Source organism: Variovorax paradoxus, from assembly GCF_009755665.1.
Classification (GTDB): domain Bacteria; phylum Pseudomonadota; class Gammaproteobacteria; order Burkholderiales; family Burkholderiaceae_C; genus Variovorax; species Variovorax paradoxus_G.
The window spans coordinates 612,008-630,431 of the sequence record NZ_CP046622.1 but is presented as its reverse complement, the minus strand read 5'-3'; the positions used below and the strand labels follow the sequence as shown (position 1 = coordinate 630,431).

Annotated in this window: 14 protein-coding genes; all 14 read right to left on the bottom strand. The window is 66.6% G+C overall.

What is annotated here, in order from left to right:
* Nucleotides 1-49 precede the first annotated feature (49 nt).
* On the bottom strand, nucleotides 50-1,741 hold the full coding sequence (tagH, locus tag GOQ09_RS02870; RefSeq protein ID WP_157611800.1) for a type VI secretion system-associated FHA domain protein TagH: 1,692 nt from the start codon (nucleotides 1,739-1,741) through the stop codon (nucleotides 50-52).
* 132 nt (nucleotides 1,742-1,873) lie between these two features.
* Nucleotides 1,874-3,127 carry a TIGR02270 family protein gene (locus GOQ09_RS02865; RefSeq protein ID WP_242630969.1) on the bottom strand — a complete coding sequence of 418 codons (1,254 nt, stop codon included), beginning with the start codon at nucleotides 3,125-3,127 and terminating at the stop codon, nucleotides 1,874-1,876.
* An 11-nt stretch (nucleotides 3,128-3,138) separates the two neighbouring features.
* On the bottom strand, nucleotides 3,139-3,849 hold the full coding sequence (locus tag GOQ09_RS02860) for a hypothetical protein (RefSeq protein WP_157611798.1): 711 nt from the start codon (nucleotides 3,847-3,849) through the stop codon (nucleotides 3,139-3,141).
* The gene (locus GOQ09_RS02855; protein ID WP_157611797.1) at nucleotides 3,821-4,735 is read right to left on the bottom strand and encodes a type VI immunity family protein; all 915 of its coding nucleotides are present in this window, start codon (nucleotides 4,733-4,735) and stop codon (nucleotides 3,821-3,823) included. Before GOQ09_RS02855 ends, GOQ09_RS02860 begins: the two co-directional genes overlap by 29 nt.
* Nucleotides 4,736-4,748: 13 nt before the next feature.
* Complete coding sequence (locus GOQ09_RS02850) at nucleotides 4,749-5,669, bottom strand: DUF4150 domain-containing protein (protein WP_157611796.1); 921 nt, start codon at nucleotides 5,667-5,669, stop codon at nucleotides 4,749-4,751.
* Nucleotides 5,670-5,672: 3 nt separating this feature from the next.
* Nucleotides 5,673-6,740 carry a beta-ketoacyl synthase gene (locus GOQ09_RS02845; protein ID WP_157611795.1) on the bottom strand — a complete coding sequence of 356 codons (1,068 nt, stop codon included), beginning with the start codon at nucleotides 6,738-6,740 and terminating at the stop codon, nucleotides 5,673-5,675.
* A 2-nt stretch (nucleotides 6,741-6,742) separates the two neighbouring features.
* Complete coding sequence (locus GOQ09_RS02840; protein WP_157611794.1) at nucleotides 6,743-7,795, bottom strand: DUF2169 family type VI secretion system accessory protein; 1,053 nt, start codon at nucleotides 7,793-7,795, stop codon at nucleotides 6,743-6,745.
* 13 nt (nucleotides 7,796-7,808) lie between these two features.
* Nucleotides 7,809-8,300, bottom strand: coding sequence for a DUF6484 domain-containing protein (locus tag GOQ09_RS02835; RefSeq protein ID WP_157611793.1), 492 nt, complete (start codon nucleotides 8,298-8,300; stop codon nucleotides 7,809-7,811).
* Nucleotides 8,301-8,303: 3 nt separating this feature from the next.
* A complete protein-coding gene (locus tag GOQ09_RS02830; protein WP_157611792.1) occupies nucleotides 8,304-10,649 on the bottom strand; it encodes a type VI secretion system Vgr family protein in 2,346 nt (781 codons plus the stop codon).
* A 65-nt stretch (nucleotides 10,650-10,714) separates the two neighbouring features.
* Nucleotides 10,715-11,110 carry a DUF4150 domain-containing protein gene (locus GOQ09_RS02825; RefSeq protein ID WP_157611791.1) on the bottom strand — a complete coding sequence of 132 codons (396 nt, stop codon included), beginning with the start codon at nucleotides 11,108-11,110 and terminating at the stop codon, nucleotides 10,715-10,717.
* A 31-nt stretch (nucleotides 11,111-11,141) separates the two neighbouring features.
* On the bottom strand, nucleotides 11,142-11,807 hold the full coding sequence (locus GOQ09_RS02820; RefSeq protein WP_157611790.1) for a DUF3540 domain-containing protein: 666 nt from the start codon (nucleotides 11,805-11,807) through the stop codon (nucleotides 11,142-11,144).
* Nucleotides 11,808-11,850: 43 nt separating this feature from the next.
* Nucleotides 11,851-12,900, bottom strand: a complete 1,050-nt coding sequence (locus tag GOQ09_RS02815) for a pentapeptide repeat-containing protein (protein WP_157611789.1) — start codon at nucleotides 12,898-12,900, stop codon at nucleotides 11,851-11,853.
* Nucleotides 12,897-15,521 (bottom strand): DUF2169 family type VI secretion system accessory protein, encoded by a 2,625-nt coding sequence (locus tag GOQ09_RS02810; protein ID WP_157611788.1) that lies wholly within the window; start codon nucleotides 15,519-15,521, stop codon nucleotides 12,897-12,899. The genes GOQ09_RS02815 and GOQ09_RS02810 overlap by 4 nt, the downstream gene beginning before the upstream one ends.
* A complete protein-coding gene (locus GOQ09_RS26475; protein WP_157611787.1) occupies nucleotides 15,521-18,421 on the bottom strand; it encodes a type VI secretion system Vgr family protein in 2,901 nt (966 codons plus the stop codon). Before GOQ09_RS26475 ends, GOQ09_RS02810 begins: the two co-directional genes overlap by 1 nt.
* Between the last annotated feature and the right edge of the window lie 3 nt (nucleotides 18,422-18,424).

The following is an 18,424-nucleotide window of genomic DNA, read 5'->3' as shown; positions in this document are numbered from 1 at the left end:
ATGCCTCGCGTTTGCTGATGCTGTTGCAGTTGTGCTTGAGGGGCGACGTTCAGGCGTCGGACTTCAGGCGCGCCATCTGTTCTTCGTAGGCCTCGAGAAAGGCCTTGCCGAAGAGGCTGTGGAAATCGTCCTCGGCTTCGCTCGCGATGCCGCCATACAGCGCCACGAACTGGTCCCAGAGCTTGGCCTTGCGGTTGGCGCTGAAGAGCGCGTCGAGCGCCGACCTCGCGCTGATCTTCTTCTCGAGCTCGTCGGGCTCGAAGCGCGCAATGACATGCGCCAGCGCCGCGCGCATGCCCACCATCACACCGAACTGGTGCGCGCGCAGGTCGTTGAAGGCATCGCGCATGGCAGCCTCCGGCGGCATGAAGCCGCGCACGCCGGGGCCGAGCAGGTGGGCCAGCGCGACATCGACGGTGGGCGAAAACTTGAGCGGGTTGTTGGCCTGCGACGCAATCATCGTGACCTCGGCACGCACCTCGCGCTTGAACTCCTGGCGCGTGAGCAGCAGCTGCAGCGTGCCCTCGGTGGCGCCGCGAAGAATCGTGCCGATGCGCTCCATGAGGCCCGGCGTGAGCATCTCCGGCGCCTGGTGCGTGCTGCCGAGCCCCCGCAGAAAGGCCGCGAGCAGTTCGTCGTCGGAAGCGGTGCGCTGCATTGCGGGTGCCGCCCTGGCGACCGGCGCCGGCGTGGGCAGCGGCTGTGTCGATGGCGACCGAGGCGCAGGAGGTGGCGGGGGCGCTGCCAGCAGCTCGGGCGCATCGTTCGGTCCGCCGAGAGAAGAAACCTCCGGCCCGCTGATGCGGATCGGCTGGCCCGTGACGTCGTCGAACTGCGGCAGCTGCGGCCGTGGCGCGTCGATCGCCTTCGGCGGGGTGAAGCCGAACTGGTCGATGGGCAAATGGTCGGCGCGCGGCACCGGCGTGGCCGGCGCCGCGCGCTGCAGCGCCGCCAGCGGATCGGCATCGGACGCCGTGTTGGGCTGCAGCAGCGGATCCGCCAGCGGAGAAAGCGAGAGCGGATCGCCGCCGATGCCTCCCCCACCGCCCATGCCGCCGAACAGCTCGTCGATGCCCGCGGCCTTGCCGCTCGCGGGCGGGGCGCCCAGGTCGGAAAAATCGTCGAGCGCGCCAAGGCCGCCTGCAGGCGCCGGTGAAGAAGGTGCGGTTCCCAGCAGATTGGCGAACGGGTCGATCTGCGCAGCCTGTGCATTGCGCGATCCGCTCTGCATCGGGTCGGCAAACAACAATGAATCGGTCGGCTCCGCAGCCGCGGGCGGCGATACCTTGGCCGCGGCCGCCGGTGCCGGCGGTGCAAGGCCCGCCAGCAGGTCGGCAAAAGGATCGTCGCTCGATGCCGCCGCCGCCGATGCGGGCACGGGCGCTTTCATTACCGTGTTGGGCACGGCAAGCGAAGGAGCAGCCGCGCCGGCCATCGCGCGCACACGAAGCTCGAAGCTGCCCACCACGAGCTGCGTGCCGTCGGTAAGCGGTGCTTCCTTGCCGGAGCCCAGCGGCACCCCGTTGCACTGCATCGGATTGCTGCCCCGGTCGATCACGAAATACTGGCCGTCGCGGCACAGCACCTGCGCATGCACGCGCGACACCGTGCGGTCCGGGTCGTCGAGCACCAGCGTGTTGGTGTCCGCACGTCCGATGGTGCCCCCGTTGGGGCCGAAATCGGCGGCAATGGCCTGCCCCGCCGGGGCGCCTTGCCGGGTGATGACAGCGATATGAATCATGAATCGGCCCCCGGGGCTGCGCCCGAACATGGCTCGCGCAAGCACGAGCCCAAAAACTCAGAAGGAGTATTCATTCCGGGGGGCCGCTTGGCAATCTCGCCTTAAGAGGTATGCCTTTATTGCAGTGGCGTTTCACGCCGCGCTTTCGAGCCAGCGCCGCTGCCGCCAGGCGGGCGCGCTGGTGGCGAACAACGGCGCGCGCGGCTCCAGCAGGCACAGGTGCAGCGCGGCCGCCACGCGCTGGCGCTGGAAGCCTTCGCGCAGCACGTTCGTGCAACCTTCAACGGAAACCGGTCGTCCCATGAAGAGCCGCACCCCGGGTGCGAAGCGCGCCCCGTTCTTCCCCCACCATGCGCGCACCTTGTCGATGTCCGGCCATGGCAAGGCAATGTCCTCGGGGAGCTCGACGTTCTCGTCGTCGGGGTCGTCGGTCGGGCCGTCTTCAAAACCATCGGGCGGCATGGTTTCCATCTGCTCCAGGTTGAAATCCACGCCGGTGATGGTGACGAACGCTTCGGCCGCAATGCGCGCCGTGGCCGGCTGCGCCATCTGCTCGATGAGCCATGGCACGTAGCGTGCGTCGCCGATGAAGCCCGAGCCCAGGATGCGCAAGCGCTGCACCTCGGGCAATGCGCCGCTGTCCAGCAGCAGCGCGTGACCCGGCACCACATCCACGGCCTGCAGCGCCAGCTGGAAGGCGCGCGGCTGGCGTGGCCCGCTCTTCAGCGCAAAGGCCGCGAGCGCATCGAGCGCCTGCGCCTGATCGCCCAGCAGCACTGCCGCCCAAGCGGCCCAGAAGCGCAGCTCTGGCTTGGCTTCGCCGAGCAGCGACTGCACCTGCCGCAACAGGTCGGCACGGCCCAGCTCGCCGGCTGCCCGCAACGCGCGGATGCGCACGCTGTCGGGCGCATCCACGAGCAGTTGCCCGAGCAATGCCCCGGGATCGCGCCGATGCAATGCACAGGCCGCAACGCCGAGCTTTTGCCGCAGCGGCGAGGCGTCTTCGAGCAGAGTCTTCACGCGTCCGCCGAGACGGTCCGGCTCCGTCCAGCCGATGGCAGAGATCAAGCCGGGCACCACTTCGGGCAGATCCTTGGCGCGCTCGACCAGGTCGTCGAAGCGGCTGTCGACTGCTTCGATGGCGAGCACTGCGGCGACGAAGAAGTCTTCCGGGCCTTCGTTGTCAGTGAGCGCGAGTGCATGCTTCCAGCCCTCCTCGCCGGCGACCCGCAGGCCGTCGACGTGGGCGGCAAGGCGTTCGTCGAGGTCGGCGAACTGCTGGGGCGAGTAGTTGGGCGCGTGGACCGCGCTCGCGCGCTGGAGCCAGAGGAAGGAGGCTTCGTCTGCGTGCTCGGCGACGATGGAAGGCAGCGTTTCGGCGTCCACGGAACAAGCTCCTACTCGAAATGCAACCGCACGATGGGCAGCTTCTCGTGCCAGGCGCAGCAGAGATTGACGATGAGATCCCACGCCTCGGCGTCGGCTTTGTCCCAAATCCATTCGTGATAGTGGATCGTGCGCGGATCGTTGAACATGGCCTGCGCGCCGCTGACTTCCACCGCCTCGTCGGGGTCGTTGGGATAGGCAAGCGTCAACGCGTCCCACAGCGCAAGGGTTTCGAGCAGGCCTTGCCGGACTTCGGGCGGCACCGGCTGTGCGAACTCGATCTCCACCAGCAATGCGTAGTTGCCGCCCATGTCCTCCGGGAACTCGACTTCGAATGGCGGCTCCTCCGGAGCGGCCGGGCGCACGCCCCTCTCGCGGAGCAGGTCAAGCTCGCGCTGGCCCAGCACGGCGCGCGCCGCGTGGAAAAGGACTTCGTGTTGACGGCAGTCCGCCAGCATGCCACCCAAAACATCCAGGGCCGTGACGGGGAGATCCTCGACCTGCAGCTGCGCCTGCACCGACGTGCCGGCGACGCGAAGCTCGGCCGGCGCCGAGGGAAGCCGCCTCCCCGGAAAAAAGAACCCCGCGTCGACCGCATCGAGAAAGACGCGAATGCGCCGCTCCACGAGCTCCACCGCTCCCTCGGGACCGCGCTCCAGCGTGGCCTGAAGCAGGACCGGGCCGCTGTAGCGCTCAGACGAAGAAACGTCGAAGCCAGTCATGCGCATCCTCTTCGGACATTGCATCAATCAGCAGCTCATCCAGAGCTTCGTCGGTCGCGCGCACGGGCCCGACGAGCCGACCCACGGCATGGTAGGCCGGCAACAAATCCTCGCGGTTCACGTCACCCAGTTTCGGTGCCTCACCCGCGCGAAGGATCACGCCGCCCTGGCCGAGCGAAAGCACCGACACCTCTGCAGGCGCATTGCTCGCCAACGCATCGGGTCCGCCCAGGGCAGCCACAAATTCAGCACCGAGGAACGTGAGCCAGTTGACCGCCACCACGCCTCGATCGACCGCATTCGACAAGCAGACAGCGTCGCCATAGCCAAGACCCGGGTGACGACGATGCAATGGGCCCGCCCAGGCGAGAACCTTTTCCTCAAGCGCTGTATCCGTCTCTTCCCAGACTAGGGAGTATCCGCAGTAACCGCTGCCAAGCGGCAGTTCTGCCAAGGCGGCCTGCGCCAGACTGAGCAGTTGCTGCGGCTCATCACCCCACTCCACCGGCAAGATCATCCGAAGTATGAAGCGCGGCGGCTCGAAGACGCCGGCCAATGTCATGTCCAAGGCCGGCGGACGCACATCACGAGCGGTCTCGCCGCTGTGCGCACGGAAGCTGAGCATGTTGGTGGCCAGCAGGCGCGGATCGGCAAACCAATGCGCCGGCCCCTCGAGCGCTTGCACGTCAAAGGCGCGAAAGCGCTTCATGTCCCCAGTGCGATAGAAGCGCAGCTGTCCGCCGAAGTTGCGGGCGAAGTCATTCAGGAATCTGGCAAAACCTGCGCCGCCGTTGTCCGGCAGGCCGTTGACAAATGCGACGATCTCGACACACGGCAAGGCCAGTACTTGGTCGCCCTTCGCTAGAGTGAATCGGTGCCATTCCATGGTTTTCGACCTTTCAGGAACAGATGCAGTGGTCTGCAGGTCTCAATTCAAAGACCTTCTTCTTTGTCTTGGGTGACATCTTGAGCATCTTCGTTTGATTGTCTGTCGGGCTGTCCCCCGGAAACTTGACCTCGATGATCTTGAATACGTCCTTCAGGACCACCTTTCCTTTCTCCACCAGCTTCTTGGATACCTTCTTTACACCGAGCAGCACAATGTCCCATCTGGCGCATCCCGCACCACTGCCGGTTGCCGCACCCCACTTCCCGATGAAGTCTCCCCCCACAAGATCTTGTGAAGCCTCGGTGATCAGCCCCGGCTGACTTCCTCGTTGCCCGCCTTTCTTGGGATCCAGCAGATTGCGCATCTCGTTCTGGAACTTTCTTGTTGACGGCTTCTGCTTCTTCTTGCTCTTTTTGGCTTTGTTCTTGGCCTTGGCATCTTTCTTCTTCTTCTTTTCCATTGCCTTGCAGGCCGCATCGCAGAGCTTGTCAGCCATGGTTTGACCAACTTCATCGATCAACGGCTGCTGAGCCACCCCACCCAGATTCGCCGCGTTCTTCGAGTTGTGGAACATCTTGTCCGTGAGCCGGGCCGCGTTCTTCCCGTCCATCTTCACGTCGAAGGAGTAAAGGATCCAGGTCGCCTCCTTCATGAAGGTGCTGGATTTCACGCCTCCGGCCACGCCCGCGTTGTCGCCATTGGAAATGGCGAACTTCGAACCCTTGTTCGCGGCCATTGCCTTGTCGCCCTTGACGGTGGTGGTGCCGCTCGACAGCGTGATCGAGTTGGCGATGTTCGGGTACGGGACCGGCACCGGGCCGCCAGGGCTGGGCGTCTTGCACACGTCGGGGATCGTCGCGGTGCTGATGCCGATGCTGAACTTGTGCACCAGCGTGAGACTGGTGCCGTTGACCCGGATGGTGAGCGGCATGGCTCAGCCTCGCAGCGGCTCAGCGCAGCGCACCAGCACCGCCCCGCGCTCGCCCGACTCGGAACTGCCCCACACCATCGACAGCGGACCGTTGGCGTAGCGCTTGCGACATGCAATGACAGCCAACGCGACGTGCAGCAGCGAGCCCGCCGCACCCACGTCGCCCCAGCAATCGGCCGGCGCGACAAAGTCCGACGCGGCACGAAAGTGCTCCCCGGCGCGCAGCGTGGCAAAGCCGAACTCGTCGGCGCGATAGGGCTCGCCGTTGAGATCACAGAACACGTTGTGCACCTGCTCGCCAGGCGCCAGACCCTGCAGCGCCGCACGGAAGGCCTGGGTCAGGCCCTCGCCGACGCACACCTCGTCGGTCTTGATGAGCCTGGACTCCATGCCGATGCCGACGGACACCAACTCAGCCAGCGGCGCGATGCCGCACAACTGCGCCAGTCGCGGCGTGCCAAGTAGCACCGCGCCAGCAGCCTCGCCGGGGATAAAGCCCCAGGCGTTGTTCAGCGGGCCGCCGCCGTGGAGTTGATCGCAGGCTTCGACCCATTCGAGCGTCTCGGGTGCGAGGTACGAGTCGGTGCCCGCCACCACGCACGCGTCGAAGGCATCACGCGCGCAGCCAGCCTCGGCGGCTGCCATGGCCATGCAGCCCGCCGCGTGGCCGACCTCGAAGCGGGCGATGCGGACGAACCGGTTTCCCATGCGTTCCCGGATGGCCACCAGCAGGTCATCGACCAATGCATCGGGCTGCCCAGGGCGCGGGGGCGGCAGCCCCAGTGCAAGGCCGATGCGCAGAGACAGGTTTCCAGCAAGCTCCGTCAACGGTGCCAGCGCCTCCTCGATGGCCGGGAGCAGCAGCGCGCCCAGCCGCGCGCTACCGCCGAGTCCCACGTCGAGCCAGGGTGCCCGCGCAATACGCATCGGCTCACCGGCCGTGTCGACCATGTACGGATGCTCGGAGAAGCCGCACACGCCGGCGCGTGCCGCCGCAGCGCTGGCCCATACATTGCGTCCTATCGGCGTGCTGGCGCCAAGCCCGACGATCTGCAACGGGTTGCCGGCCATGCTCAGGCCTCCACCGCCTGCTCGGACGCCGTCTCGCCTAAGCGCAGCAGCCGTTTCTCGACGATGCGCGTCTTCAGCAGCTTATGAACCTTGGGGTGGCACGGCAGCGCGCTGTGCCAGACCAGCGAAACACGCATCGCCGCTGGCTCGAGGATCACCGTGTGCAGTTGCGGCCGCTCATGCAACACCTGCGTGCCATCGGAGAAAAAGGTCTCGAGGCCCAGAAGCACGCGCGGCAGCGTGAAGCGGATCTCGGGCTGCGGCGCCAAATGCACCATCAACACCGGCTCGTCGCCCACCAGAAACTGCGGCGCCTGCTGATCCCCAGGTGCGCACTGGTAGTGCCGGTCATCGAAGTCCACCGGCAGCAAGGGCAACCGGTCGCGCTGCCACGCTTCGTCATACGTCCCCGCGAACCCCGCGCGCGGCTGCCAGTGGTTGCACAGCGGCCCGAAGCCCGCGGGTTCAGGTCGGTCGCTGCACGCCCGGACGCACTGGTCCGGATACTCGATGTTCGGCAGCCGCACGCCTTCAGCATGCGCAGCCTCCGTCACAAAGCCGGTGCCCACGGGGTTGCGCACGTCGAACTGCGGCAGCGGTGCATCGCGCGTCCACGGGTCGACGCCGCCGTACGCGCGCTCCCACACCAGCGGCATGGCAGTGAAGGCCTCGGGCTCCGACGGGACGCCGCCGAGCCACACGCGGTCGCCGGTCACGCGCAGGCGCTTGGCAATGGGGCCTACGCGCAAGCCCACATCGAGCTGCGTCACGGGCACGCCACCTGGCGCATGCGCGCGGCCGATCAGCACCACGTCGGTGGTCAGCTTGGTGCGCACCAGGTCCATCTCGTAGAGCAGGCTCGGCTGGGGCGAGGCTTCGTCGATGAAGACGGGCACCTGCGCAACGGGCGGTTGCTTGGCCGCGACGCTGGTCTCGCCATCGGGCGAGATGTCGAAGCTGCACTTCACCGCCACGAGCCAGATCTCCGCGCCGTCGCGGTCGCGCACCCAGGTGCGTTCGGCGGCATAGGGCGTGCGGTTGTCCAGCTGCCACATGGCGAATGCCTTTTCAGTTGATGCCCACGTAGGCACCCTTCACGCGGTTGGCGCCGCGCGAGCGCGAGAGCACGTAGTTGCCGTTGATCAGCACCTTGCCTGCGCGTGTGAGCACGATGCTGGCGTCGCCGCAGCGCAGCTCGATGCGCTCGCGCGCCTGCAGCACCACGCGCTCGCCATCTACGCTGGCTTCCACGCGCGCAGCATCGGCCGCCGGTGGTACTTCGGCGTGCGGCGACTGCACGCGCCCGACGATGACCGGGTGCCGCACCTCGCCCTTCTCGAAGGCAACGACAACGGCCGCGCCGGCATCGTCGGGCGCAAGGCCGACAGTCGATAGCGCCTGCACCGGCGCCATGCCCTCACCCAGCGTGACAAGAAAGCGCCCCTCGGCGTCGAACCCGGCAAAGGCGGCCACCGCCACGCCCTGGCCCGACAGCTTCGACCAGGCGGCCACGCTGTGCAGCAGGCTGCGCGCGCTCTGGAGATCGGTGTGGTCTTCCACGGCTCAGTCCTCCCCCAGGTTGGAGCCCTTGATCTTGATCGAGCCCCCAGCCTTGAACGATGCGCTGCCGTCGGCCTTGATGGTGATCTTGGCGCCCTTGATGGTGATGCCGCTGGCGTTCATGACGATCTTGCTGCCGCCGGCCTTGAGCATGATGGTGGGCGCCTCGACCATGCAGATGGCGCCGGCCTTGATCTTGATCGGCCCCTTCGATGTCTCGGAGATCACCGCGGCCGAGAGCTTGTGCGGCCCACCCACGGTGATGGACTGCAGCGCACCCACGCTCACCTTCTGCAGGCCGCCCACGCTCACGATCTGCGCGCCGCCCACCGTCACGGCCTGCACACCGCCCACGTTGATGGCCTCGCCCGCGCCCACGCTGTGCATGCGCCCCGCCCCTACCGTGTGCGCCTCGGCCACCGAGATGGTGGTGGTCTGCACGCCGTTCACGGTATGGCTGCGCCCGCCGTTGATGGTCACGGTTTCGCCGCCGTTCACGGTTTCGGTCCGGTGACCGCCGATGGTGATGGTCTCGGTGCCACCCACCGACTCTTCGCGGTTCGCGCCGACTGAAATCGTCTGGTTCGCCCCGATGCTCTGGGTCTGGTTGCTGCCCACGGTTTCCGAATCGTCGACATCCACCGCATCGGTGCGGTTGTTGTGCACGGTGGTGGTCTGGTCGTGCTCCACCGTGGTGTTCATGTCGTACTGGCCGTGGATGGTCACCTTCTCCTTGCCCGCGCTGTCGTCCATCGACAGCTCGTTGTAGCCCTTGCCCTTGTGCGTGTTCGACTTGATGCCGCTCACCACGGCGCCGGCCGGAAGGCCGAAGGGCGCCATCGATTCGCCGTTGTAGAAGCGCCCGACGATGATGGGCTGGTCGGGATCGCCGTCCAGAAAGTCGACGACCACTTCCTGGCCGATGCGCGGAATGCTGACCGCACCCCAGCCCTTGCCGGCCCAGGGGTGCGACACGCGCACCCAGCATGAGCTGTTCTCGTCGTTCTTGCCGTAGCGGTCCCAGTGAAACTGCACCTTCACGCGGCCGTGTTCCTCGGTCCATATCTGCTCGCCGCTGCGCCCCGTGACGATGGCGCTCTGGGGCCCGGGCATGGTGACGCGCGGTGTGAGGCGCGGCGGCCGCCACGGCGTGTTCAACGGAACCACCGTCAGCAGAAAGCTGCTGCTCGCGCGCTGGCCGCTGCGCAATGCCGGGGTCTCGGCCATCAGGTCGCCCAGCACTTCGCCCAGCCCGGTGTTGACGGGGTCGTCGGCCAGCGCGTCGTGCAGCACGGCGTCGATCGGGCGCGGGCTCTCGGCAATGTCCGCGCCTTCGTAGCCCGGGTGGCTGGCAACAAAGGTGCAGGCCGCGATCAGGTAGTCGCCGTCGTGCTTGCCCTCGGGGTCTCCCTTGAACGCAAAGCTGCGCCCCGCGGTCACGTCGGGCCAGCCGGTGAGTGCCCAGTGGCGCTGCCGACGGGCGATGAGCTCGTCCAGCCGCAACTGCGCCAGGTTGTCGGTGTCGTCGCCCGAGGCATAGCCGCCCGGAAACTCGAACACTTCCAGGTCCGACAGCTCGTGCGTGTCGGGGTCGCCCTTGTCTGCAAACAACTGCTTGCTGATGACCTTGAAGTCCCGGTCGCGCGATGCAAACTTGCCCGATTCGAACTGCCGCGAGCTGATCCAGCGCGTGATCTCGTTGGCACGCCCTTCCGATGCATCGCGCTCCGCATGGTGCAGCGTGTCGGTGGCGGGCAGCTTCTCGTGGGCCAGCGTGCTGGTGTCCGAGAGGTGCAGCGTGCCGGGCGCGTCGTGCGCGTCGAACCAGTAATAGATGCCCTCTTCTTCCAGCAGGCGCGACAGGAACTGGTAGTCGCTCTCGCGGTATTGCACGCAGTAGCCGTGGGGCGCATGGGGGCCGACCACGCCGGCCGACTTGATCTTCTTCAGGCTCCCGACCGGGCTGTCGTCCAGCACGGCGTCGATCACATCCAGCACCGGCTTGTTCTGCAGGATGCGCGCGTTGACGCGCTTGCTCAGCAGCCAGAACCATGAGCGCAGGCTGATGCGGTATTCGATGAAGCGCCCGCTGCGCCCCGCTCGCGTGAAGCGCACGGCATGCCCATGGCAATGCCGCTTGTGCGTGCCGCCCTCGGCATCTTCGAATTCGATCGCCACATCGAAAGCGCGGCCCAGCACGTCCGCAGGCTCGATGCTTTCGTTGTCGGTCAGCACGGTGAGTTCATAGGCCGACGGGCGCGCCAGCACCTCGTGGCCCACGATGCGCCAGAACATGAGCTTGTCGACGATGGGCGAGTCGCCCTGGATGCTGAACGTGTGATCGGTCATGCTTCCATCCCTTTTTACGTACCCCCTCCCGAATCTCGCCGCCGTTCTTCCGGCGGGCCGTGCGCCTAGGGCGCCAGCAGCAACACCAGCGCCTGGCTCGGCACGAGCCGCACTCCGGGGCAGTTGGTGCTGTTTTGCAGCGACACGCTGGTCATGCGCGTGGCCGGCATGCCGTTGAGCAGCACGGTGAACGCGCCGGTCACGTGCCGCGACGGCCCCATGACCGTGCCCGAGGCCACACCCATGTTCACGCCCGAGTTGTCGCCGTTGGTCATGGGAATGGTGGTTCCCAGGTTGTGCGCGGGCATGCACATGAAAAGAATCGTGGGGCAGTTCGGAATGGCCATCGGCCCCATGGCAATGTTGGGGTACGGAATGGGCACCGGCCCCGCGGGCGTGGGCGTGAGGCACACGTCGGGAAAGCCCATGTCGGTGCCCATCATCTGGCAGTTGGCGAACATGTCGGACTCCGGTTGAAATGAAGTACTCGGCTCAGCCGAAGTGAATCTGACCGCCGCGCGCCTTCACGAGATCCTGCCCGTTCAAGAGCAGGTGCTGCCCGGAAATGCGGGCCAGCTGCTCCGCCTCGCATTCGATGTGCATCGCCTGCACACGATCGATACCTTCCGTGGTCCGCACATGGCTCTTGCTGAAATGGGCCACCCGTTCAAAGACCGTGGAGAACACGGCACCGACGAACTTCACGGTGCTGCCGATGAAGTGCAGCTTCTGGCCGATCCACTGCGTGTCGTCCACCGCGAACCTCGCTGTCGCCGCATGCACCGAAAAATTGCCGGCCGCCACAGCCAGCTCGCGCGCGTCGAGCGTCAGCGCGCCGCCATCCACTTGCAGCCGCGTCGGCCCGTGGCACCGCAGCACATGCGCCACGCCGTCCTCGCGCTGGAGCACGGCAACCACCCACAGTTCCTCGGGCGCGACCAGCAGACCGGCCACGGTATCGCCGACGCAAGGCTCCAGCAGGCAACTGACCGCCCGCCGGCCGCGCACGCGCTGAGAACCGCTGGCGATGGTGAAGCCGTCGTCATTGCAGGCGACGACCAAGCCGACGCAATGCTGCGCGAGCATCGCTCCCGCCGGCATGCCGCCGAACTCGGCGGTGCGCTTGCGGACTGCGGAGACTGTGCCGCTGTGTGTCATGGAATATCTCCTTGGAGCATGTGATGTTCGCCTGGCGCTAGCGTCACCCGGCCACGGCCCAGCGTTCGGCCTTGGCCAGTTCGGGATCGGTTTCGAGCGCACGGCCACGGTCGGTCATGCGGGCGTTCTCTGTCGCGCTGCCGTGCAGGCAGGCGCGCAGCATGGTGGCCCGGCGCAGGTCGGCGCCGGTCAGATCGGCGTGGCGGAAATCGGCGTAGGTCAGCTCGGCCCCGGCCATGCTGGCGCCCGCCAGGCGGGCGTTCGCAAAGTGGCACTGATACAGGTCGGCCTCGTCGAAGCATGCGCCTTGAAACTGGCCCGCCGTGAACAGCGACTGCCGCAGCTTGGCCCCGGTGAAGTTCGCCCGCTCGCCCTGGGCCTCGCAGAACAGGGCCTGGACGCCCGAGGCACGCGAGAAATCGGCGCCGGCGATCGCCGCGCTTTGAAAGTTGCACTGGCGGATCGAAGCGCCGCCAAAGTTGGTCCCCGTCAGGTCCGCGGATGAAAACTGGCATCCGTCGAGCACCAGCCCCGCGAACGATTGGCCGCGCATCGCACTCTTGATGAAGGAACTGCGCGTCATTCGGGCGCGTGCCCACGTCAACTGCGCCAGATCGCACTGCAGCACCGTGGTGTGTTTCCAGTGGGTGTCGTCTGCGTTGACGTCGAGCAGGGACGACTCGGTCAGCGTTGCCGCTTCGAGGTCGGCACCGGCCAGGCTGGCATGGTCGAGCTTGCAGCGCGATACCGTCGCCATGCCCAGCCACGCCTGGGCAAACTGGGCATGAGGCAGCTGGCATTCGCTGAAGGTGGCGCCGTGCAGATTCGCGCCGCGAAAATCCGCATGGTCGAGCTTGCAGCGATTGAACACAGCGCGGCGCAGGTTGGCGCCGGCGAACATCGCGCCGTCGAGCGTGCATTGATCGAACACGCTCTCGCGCAGGTCGGACTCCCGGAAGTCCGCCTCTTGCAGATGCGCGTGGGTGAACACCCCGCCGCCCAGGAAAGTGCGGGCGAACTGCCCTTTGGCCAGCTTCAGGCCGTCGATGGGCTCACCCATGCTGACGACGAAGGAAAGCGTCTCGGCTTTCACAGCGGGCGCTCCACTGCGTACTGCGCCTGCTGGGCGGGCGACAGCCGTGGCCAGGTGCGAACCCGCTCGAGCAGCGCGCCGTCAAAGCGCACGTCGGCATCGAGCTTGGTTCGCGACAAGTCGGCGCCGAACAGGTTGGCTTGGCGCAGGTCGGCGCTGCGCAGGTCGGCATGCTGGAGCACGGCGTCCTTGAAGCTGGCGCCCGCCAGCCGCGCCCGGGTCAGCACGGCCCGGCGAAGCAGCGCGCCTTCGAGGTTTGCGAGCCGCGCGTCGCAGCCATTGAGCTGCGCCAGGGACAAATGTGCGCCCGCCAGTTGCGCCTTGACGAGCTTGGCGCCGCTCAGGTCGACCTCCGCCAGGTTGGCGTTTCGCAGGCTGGCCTGCGACAGGTCGGCGCCCGCGAGCGAGCAGCCCTTGGCAAACACGGCGCCGTCCAGCTGTGCGCCTTCGAGCCGCGCGCCGGCCAGGTTGCATTGGAGGAACGTGGCGGAGCCCAGGCGTGCGCCGCGCAGGTCGACACCGCCGAGGTCGCACTCGACGAAATTGCTGCCGGAGAGTTCGGCCTCGGTGAGCTGCAGCCCCTGCAGCTTCAGCTTGTAGAAGAACGACTGCGGGCCCTGGACGCGGCTCCAGTCCGCCACACCCCACGTGGTGTCCAGCAGTTGGGCCGCCGCGACGTTCGCTCCCCTGAGTTGGGTGACCGCCAGGTTGCAGCCGCTCAACATCGTGCCAACCAGCTTGGCGTCGTCCAGCACGGCATCGGTCAACGTGGCGTGCCCGAGGTTGGCCGCTGTGAAGTCGGTGCCGATCGCCACCACCTTCTCAAGCTTCGCATGCGCCAGCACTGCCCGCTGGAAGCAGGCGCCCGATACATTGGCCCCTTGAAGGTTGGCGCTCTCGAGCCACGCGTCGGTGAAATTCACGTCCCGCAGGTCCAGGGCCGACAGGTCGGCCCCCGTGAGATCGATGCCCGGCATATTGCGCAATCCATGCTCGAGCATCCACCGCAGCTGCGTGCGGCCGTCGACGGCGGCCTGGCCGTGCAGGGCATGCGCGGGCGGCTGCAAATGGGCACTTTGCAGGTAGCGTGCCCGTTCCACCGCTTCGCGCTGGCCCAGCTTGCGCTCGACCGCGGCCGCATCGAACACGGCACGCTGGCTGCGCTGGGCCATCAGCTCGGCCATGTGCAGGTCGGCGTTGTATCGCGGAGGGCCGCGATGCGCCAGCTTGCGGAGGTCGACCTTCCCCGCGTCTTCCAGGTCCATGGCGCGTTTCAGCTCGTCGGCGATCCGCTCGATGCCAGCCCATTGCTGCACCCGCGCTTCCTCGCGCTTGGCCTTGATGTAGGCCGGCAGTTCGGCCATGGACGGTGTCTTCTCCTGCGGTGTGAGCTGCAGGCCGAGCGCGTCGGGGTCCTTGCCTTGCGCCGCAGCGGCTTCGCGGGCGAGCTGGATTTCCATCTCGGCGCGGCGGCGCTGCGCGTCGCCTTGAAGGCCGTCCATCCTGAAGGCCTCCTGCATCTGCTCGCTTGCGGGATCCGTCATGTCGATGCCGTCCGGCAGCAGGTCGGCGTCGTTCAATGCCTCTATGCCGCCATCCACCAGGTCGCTCCGGCGCGCCAGCACGTCCATGTAGTGAGCGTCGTCCTTCGGTTCGCCGAGCCGCTCCACCCCGCCGAGCACGGCGGCAATGTCGCTGCCGTCGTCCTCCGCGCACTCCGCCATGCCGTGGAAGACCAGCACCATGCGTTGCGCGTGCGGAAAGAACCAGACCGTGGTGAGGCGCATCGGTACTTCGCGCAGCTTCTGCCGCTGCGAGCCGTCGCCGCCGGCCAGGTTGTAGTTCACGAACATCCGCACGCGCAGCGCCGGCAACCGGCCCTCGATGCGGCTTAGCGTCGGATGCAGGTTGTCCAGGGCAAAGGGCTCGTCGCCCTTCAGCGGCGCCGCCAGCCACTGGTCGCTGGGTGCAAGATTGAAGTGCTTCCAGTCGAGGTCGGGGGGGAAACCCGGCGAATGCGCCTGGAGGTAGCTGTTGTCGTAAGTACCCCGGTACTTCACCCGCTGCGGATGCACGCTCTCGAGCGGGCCGAAACCGGCGGGAATCACTTCCGAACGCGGCGTGAGCACGCGCGAACTCGGCAGCTCCAGGTTGGGCAGCCAGCGCCGCCCCTGAGTCTCGATGCGTCCCGCGCCTACCGAATTGAGCGGGTAGTCCGGGCCGCCGTAAGCTTTGTCCCAGCTCAGCGGAATCGGCTCGCCGGCAGCAGGAAGCACCTTGGGCGCATCGCCGTCCCAATACCGGTTGGAAAAGGCGAGGACGGTTTTTTCAGTGCCCCCGAGGCGCGCCCGCACGGCACACCCCTGCGCGGCCTCGGGCCCCGGATACGCATGGCCATGCACCAGGAATTCCGGCGTGAGCTTGGCAACGCCCTCGTCGAGCAGGGGGGTGGCCATCTCGCTTGCCACAAAGTTCCACAACGATTGTTCGCCCCAGATCCGGCCGGTTTCGCCTTGCTCGAAAGGCAGGTGAAGGAAGCCGCTCAGGCACAGTCCGAAGCGCTTGCGGTACTCGACAGCGCGACTGAGCAGCCCCAGCGACAGCGGCTTGTAGACCTGCATCAGCCGCCTCCCGAACCGCCGCCCGTTCCGCCTTTCGACGGCCCGGGTGCACCCGGCGCGGTCGGCGGTGTCGGCTGCGTGGGCGCCGCCCTGGGGGCCTCGTGCGGAGCCGGCGGACCGGGCGGCGTAGCGACGGTCGCGGGCAAGATCGCGTCGCCGGCGGCGCCGCCCAGTCCCGCACCCATCGCCACGCCGCCCGGGCCCGCCAAAACTCCGCCGACCACTGCACCGACCGCGGCGCCAACGCCGGCGCGCCCCTGGCGAAGCCTGCGATCGGCCGCTGACGCCATTTCGTTCAGCTTGGCTTGCAGCACCGGCATGTCGTTGAGTTCTGCGGCCGTGTCGCGCAGCGCCTTCGCCGCATCGGCATATTGCTGGAGCGTTGCGGCCACTCCGACCACTCCCATTGCGGCCGCGCCCAGACCGGCCAGCGCCGACACCGCAATCATCGCGCCCGCGCCCGCGCCGCCGCCTGCGCCCGGATTGACGACCTTGATGCCGGTCGAGTCGACGTCGAAGGCGGACAGGCTGAGATCGAGCGCGCCAACGTTGCCCATGCGCAGCCCCGCGCAGTTCTCCATGCTGATGGCCAAGGCGTTGTCGATCGAGGCCCCCATGAAGTTGCCCATCTGCAGCCCCAGGAAGGTGCTGGTCGCCAGGCCCATGTTGGCTTCGTTGGACATGCCCAGATAGCCGCTGCTGTTCGACCCGAGAACGGTCGTGTTGGAGCCTGTCGAGGTCTGGTTGATGTTCGCGTAGGACATCAGGTCCACATCGCCCGCACTCACGATCTTGACGCCGGAGGTTGCCGCTATCAGGTGGCTTCCGCCTGTCGTGTCCTTCCGGTCGGAGGCAGAGGCCACACTGATGTTGCCGGAGGAAGTGATCGCCAGCGCCCCCACCCCCATCGTCACCGGCCCCGAGGTCAGAGCCAGCGAGGCCGAGTGCTGCGTCATGGCGCCAGTGACGTTGGTGTTCAAGGTCTGGCCGATGATCATGTCGACCTTGCCGGCGATCTGGTTGAACTGCCCCTTGTCGCCGATGATGTTCTGCTGGTGCTGGCCGATGTTGTTGTACTGGCACCAGGTCACGTTGGTGTGCTGGTGCTGGTGAACGATGTTGCGCTGGTCCTTGTCGACTTCGCGTTTCTCGTTGCCGATGGTGTGCACCGTACGATCGTTCTCCACCGTGACGCTCTGGTCGTGGCCGACCGTGGTCGAGTCGTCGGCTTCCACCGAGCGCGACATGTTGCGCTCGGCATGGACGTTGATGTTCTCGGCGCCCTTCTTGTCCTCGAACATGATCTCGTTGTAGTTCCCCGAACCTCCCTTGGGCGTCGACCGGGTCTTGAAGCCGCTTTGCGTAGGCGACTGGTAGGGAATCGGCTGATCGTCGTTGTAGACCCGCCCGACGATCACCGGGCGGTTCGGGTTGCCCTCCAGGAAGTCGACCAGCACCTCCTGCCCGATGCGCGGCATGAAATAGCCGCCCCAGTTCTTTCCCGCCCAGGGCTGGGACACGCGCACCCAGCAAGTGGACTTCTCGTTACTCTCGTCGTAGCGGTCCCAGTGGAAGTGGACCTTGACCCTTCCGAACTCATCGACATAGGGCTCGTTCTCCTGGCCTTTGGGGCCCACCACGATGGCCGACTGCAAGCCGGGCATCCGGACGGTCGGTGTCAGGCGAGGGGGCCGGTAGGGCATGGCCTGCGGCATGACCGTCGCCACGAAGACGCTGGCATCGCGCCCGTCTCCACGCAGTTGGGGCGCGCTTTCGAACAGGTCCTGGACGATGGCCAGGTTCTCCATGTTGGGCGGATCGTCGGAGAGCACCGCGCGCAGCATGTCTGCCACCGGCTGGGGCTGCGGGGCCTGGTCAAGGCCCTCATAGCCGGGATGGCTCACGAAGAACGTGCAGGCCGCGATGGAGTATTCGCCGTCGCGAGTGCCGTCGGGGTCGCCCTCGAACTTGAAGCTGCGCCCCGCGGACACGTCGGGCCACGCAGTCAGGGCCCAGTGCCGCTCTCGGCGGCCGATCAATTCATCGCGGCGAACTGCGCCGACGACCTCGGACGTTTCCTTGTGGAAATAACCCCCAGGAAACTCGAAGCTTTCGAGATCGGCGAGTTCGCAATCGGCGGAACCGTCGGCCGTGACGCCGAGCAGCGTGTTGATCGTCTTGAAGTTGCTGTCGGTCGAAGCGTACTTGCCCGTATCCAGGCGAGTGGCCGAAACCCAGCGGCTGATCTCGTTGAAGCGCGCTTCGCTGCGTTGCTCGGCCACATGCGCGAGCGTGTCGGTGACAGGCAGTGCTGCGTGCGCAATGTCGCTGGCGTCGGCCAGGTACATCGTGCCGGGAGCATCGTGCGCGTCGAACCAGTAATGGATGCCCTCCTGCTCCATCAGGCGCGACAGGAAGTTGTAGTCGCTCTCTTCGAATTGCACGCAGTAGCGCAATGCGTCGTGCTTGCCGATGACCTGGTCCACATTGGTCTTCTTGACGCGCTTGATAGGACTGTCGTCCAGCGTCGCGTCGAACACCTCCAGGGTGGGCTTCACCTGGAAGATCCGCGAGTTCTTCCGCTTGGTCAGCAGCCAGAACCAGGAGCGCAAGGTGATCCGGTACTCGAAATAGCGCCCGAGTTCCTGTGCGCGCACAAAGCGCACCGCATGGCCATGGCAGTGCCGCTGGTGCGTGCCGCCGTCCGCGTCGGCAAAATCGATCACGACATCGAAGGCGCGGCCCAGGATGTCGGTCGCGCTGATTGCCCGGTTCTTCGAAACCACCGTGAGCTCGTAGAACGAAGCGCGCGACAGCGCCTCATGCCCCGCAAGGCTCCAGAACATCAGATCGTCGACGGCAGGCGAGTCACTCTTGATGTGGAACTTTTCTTCAGCCATGTC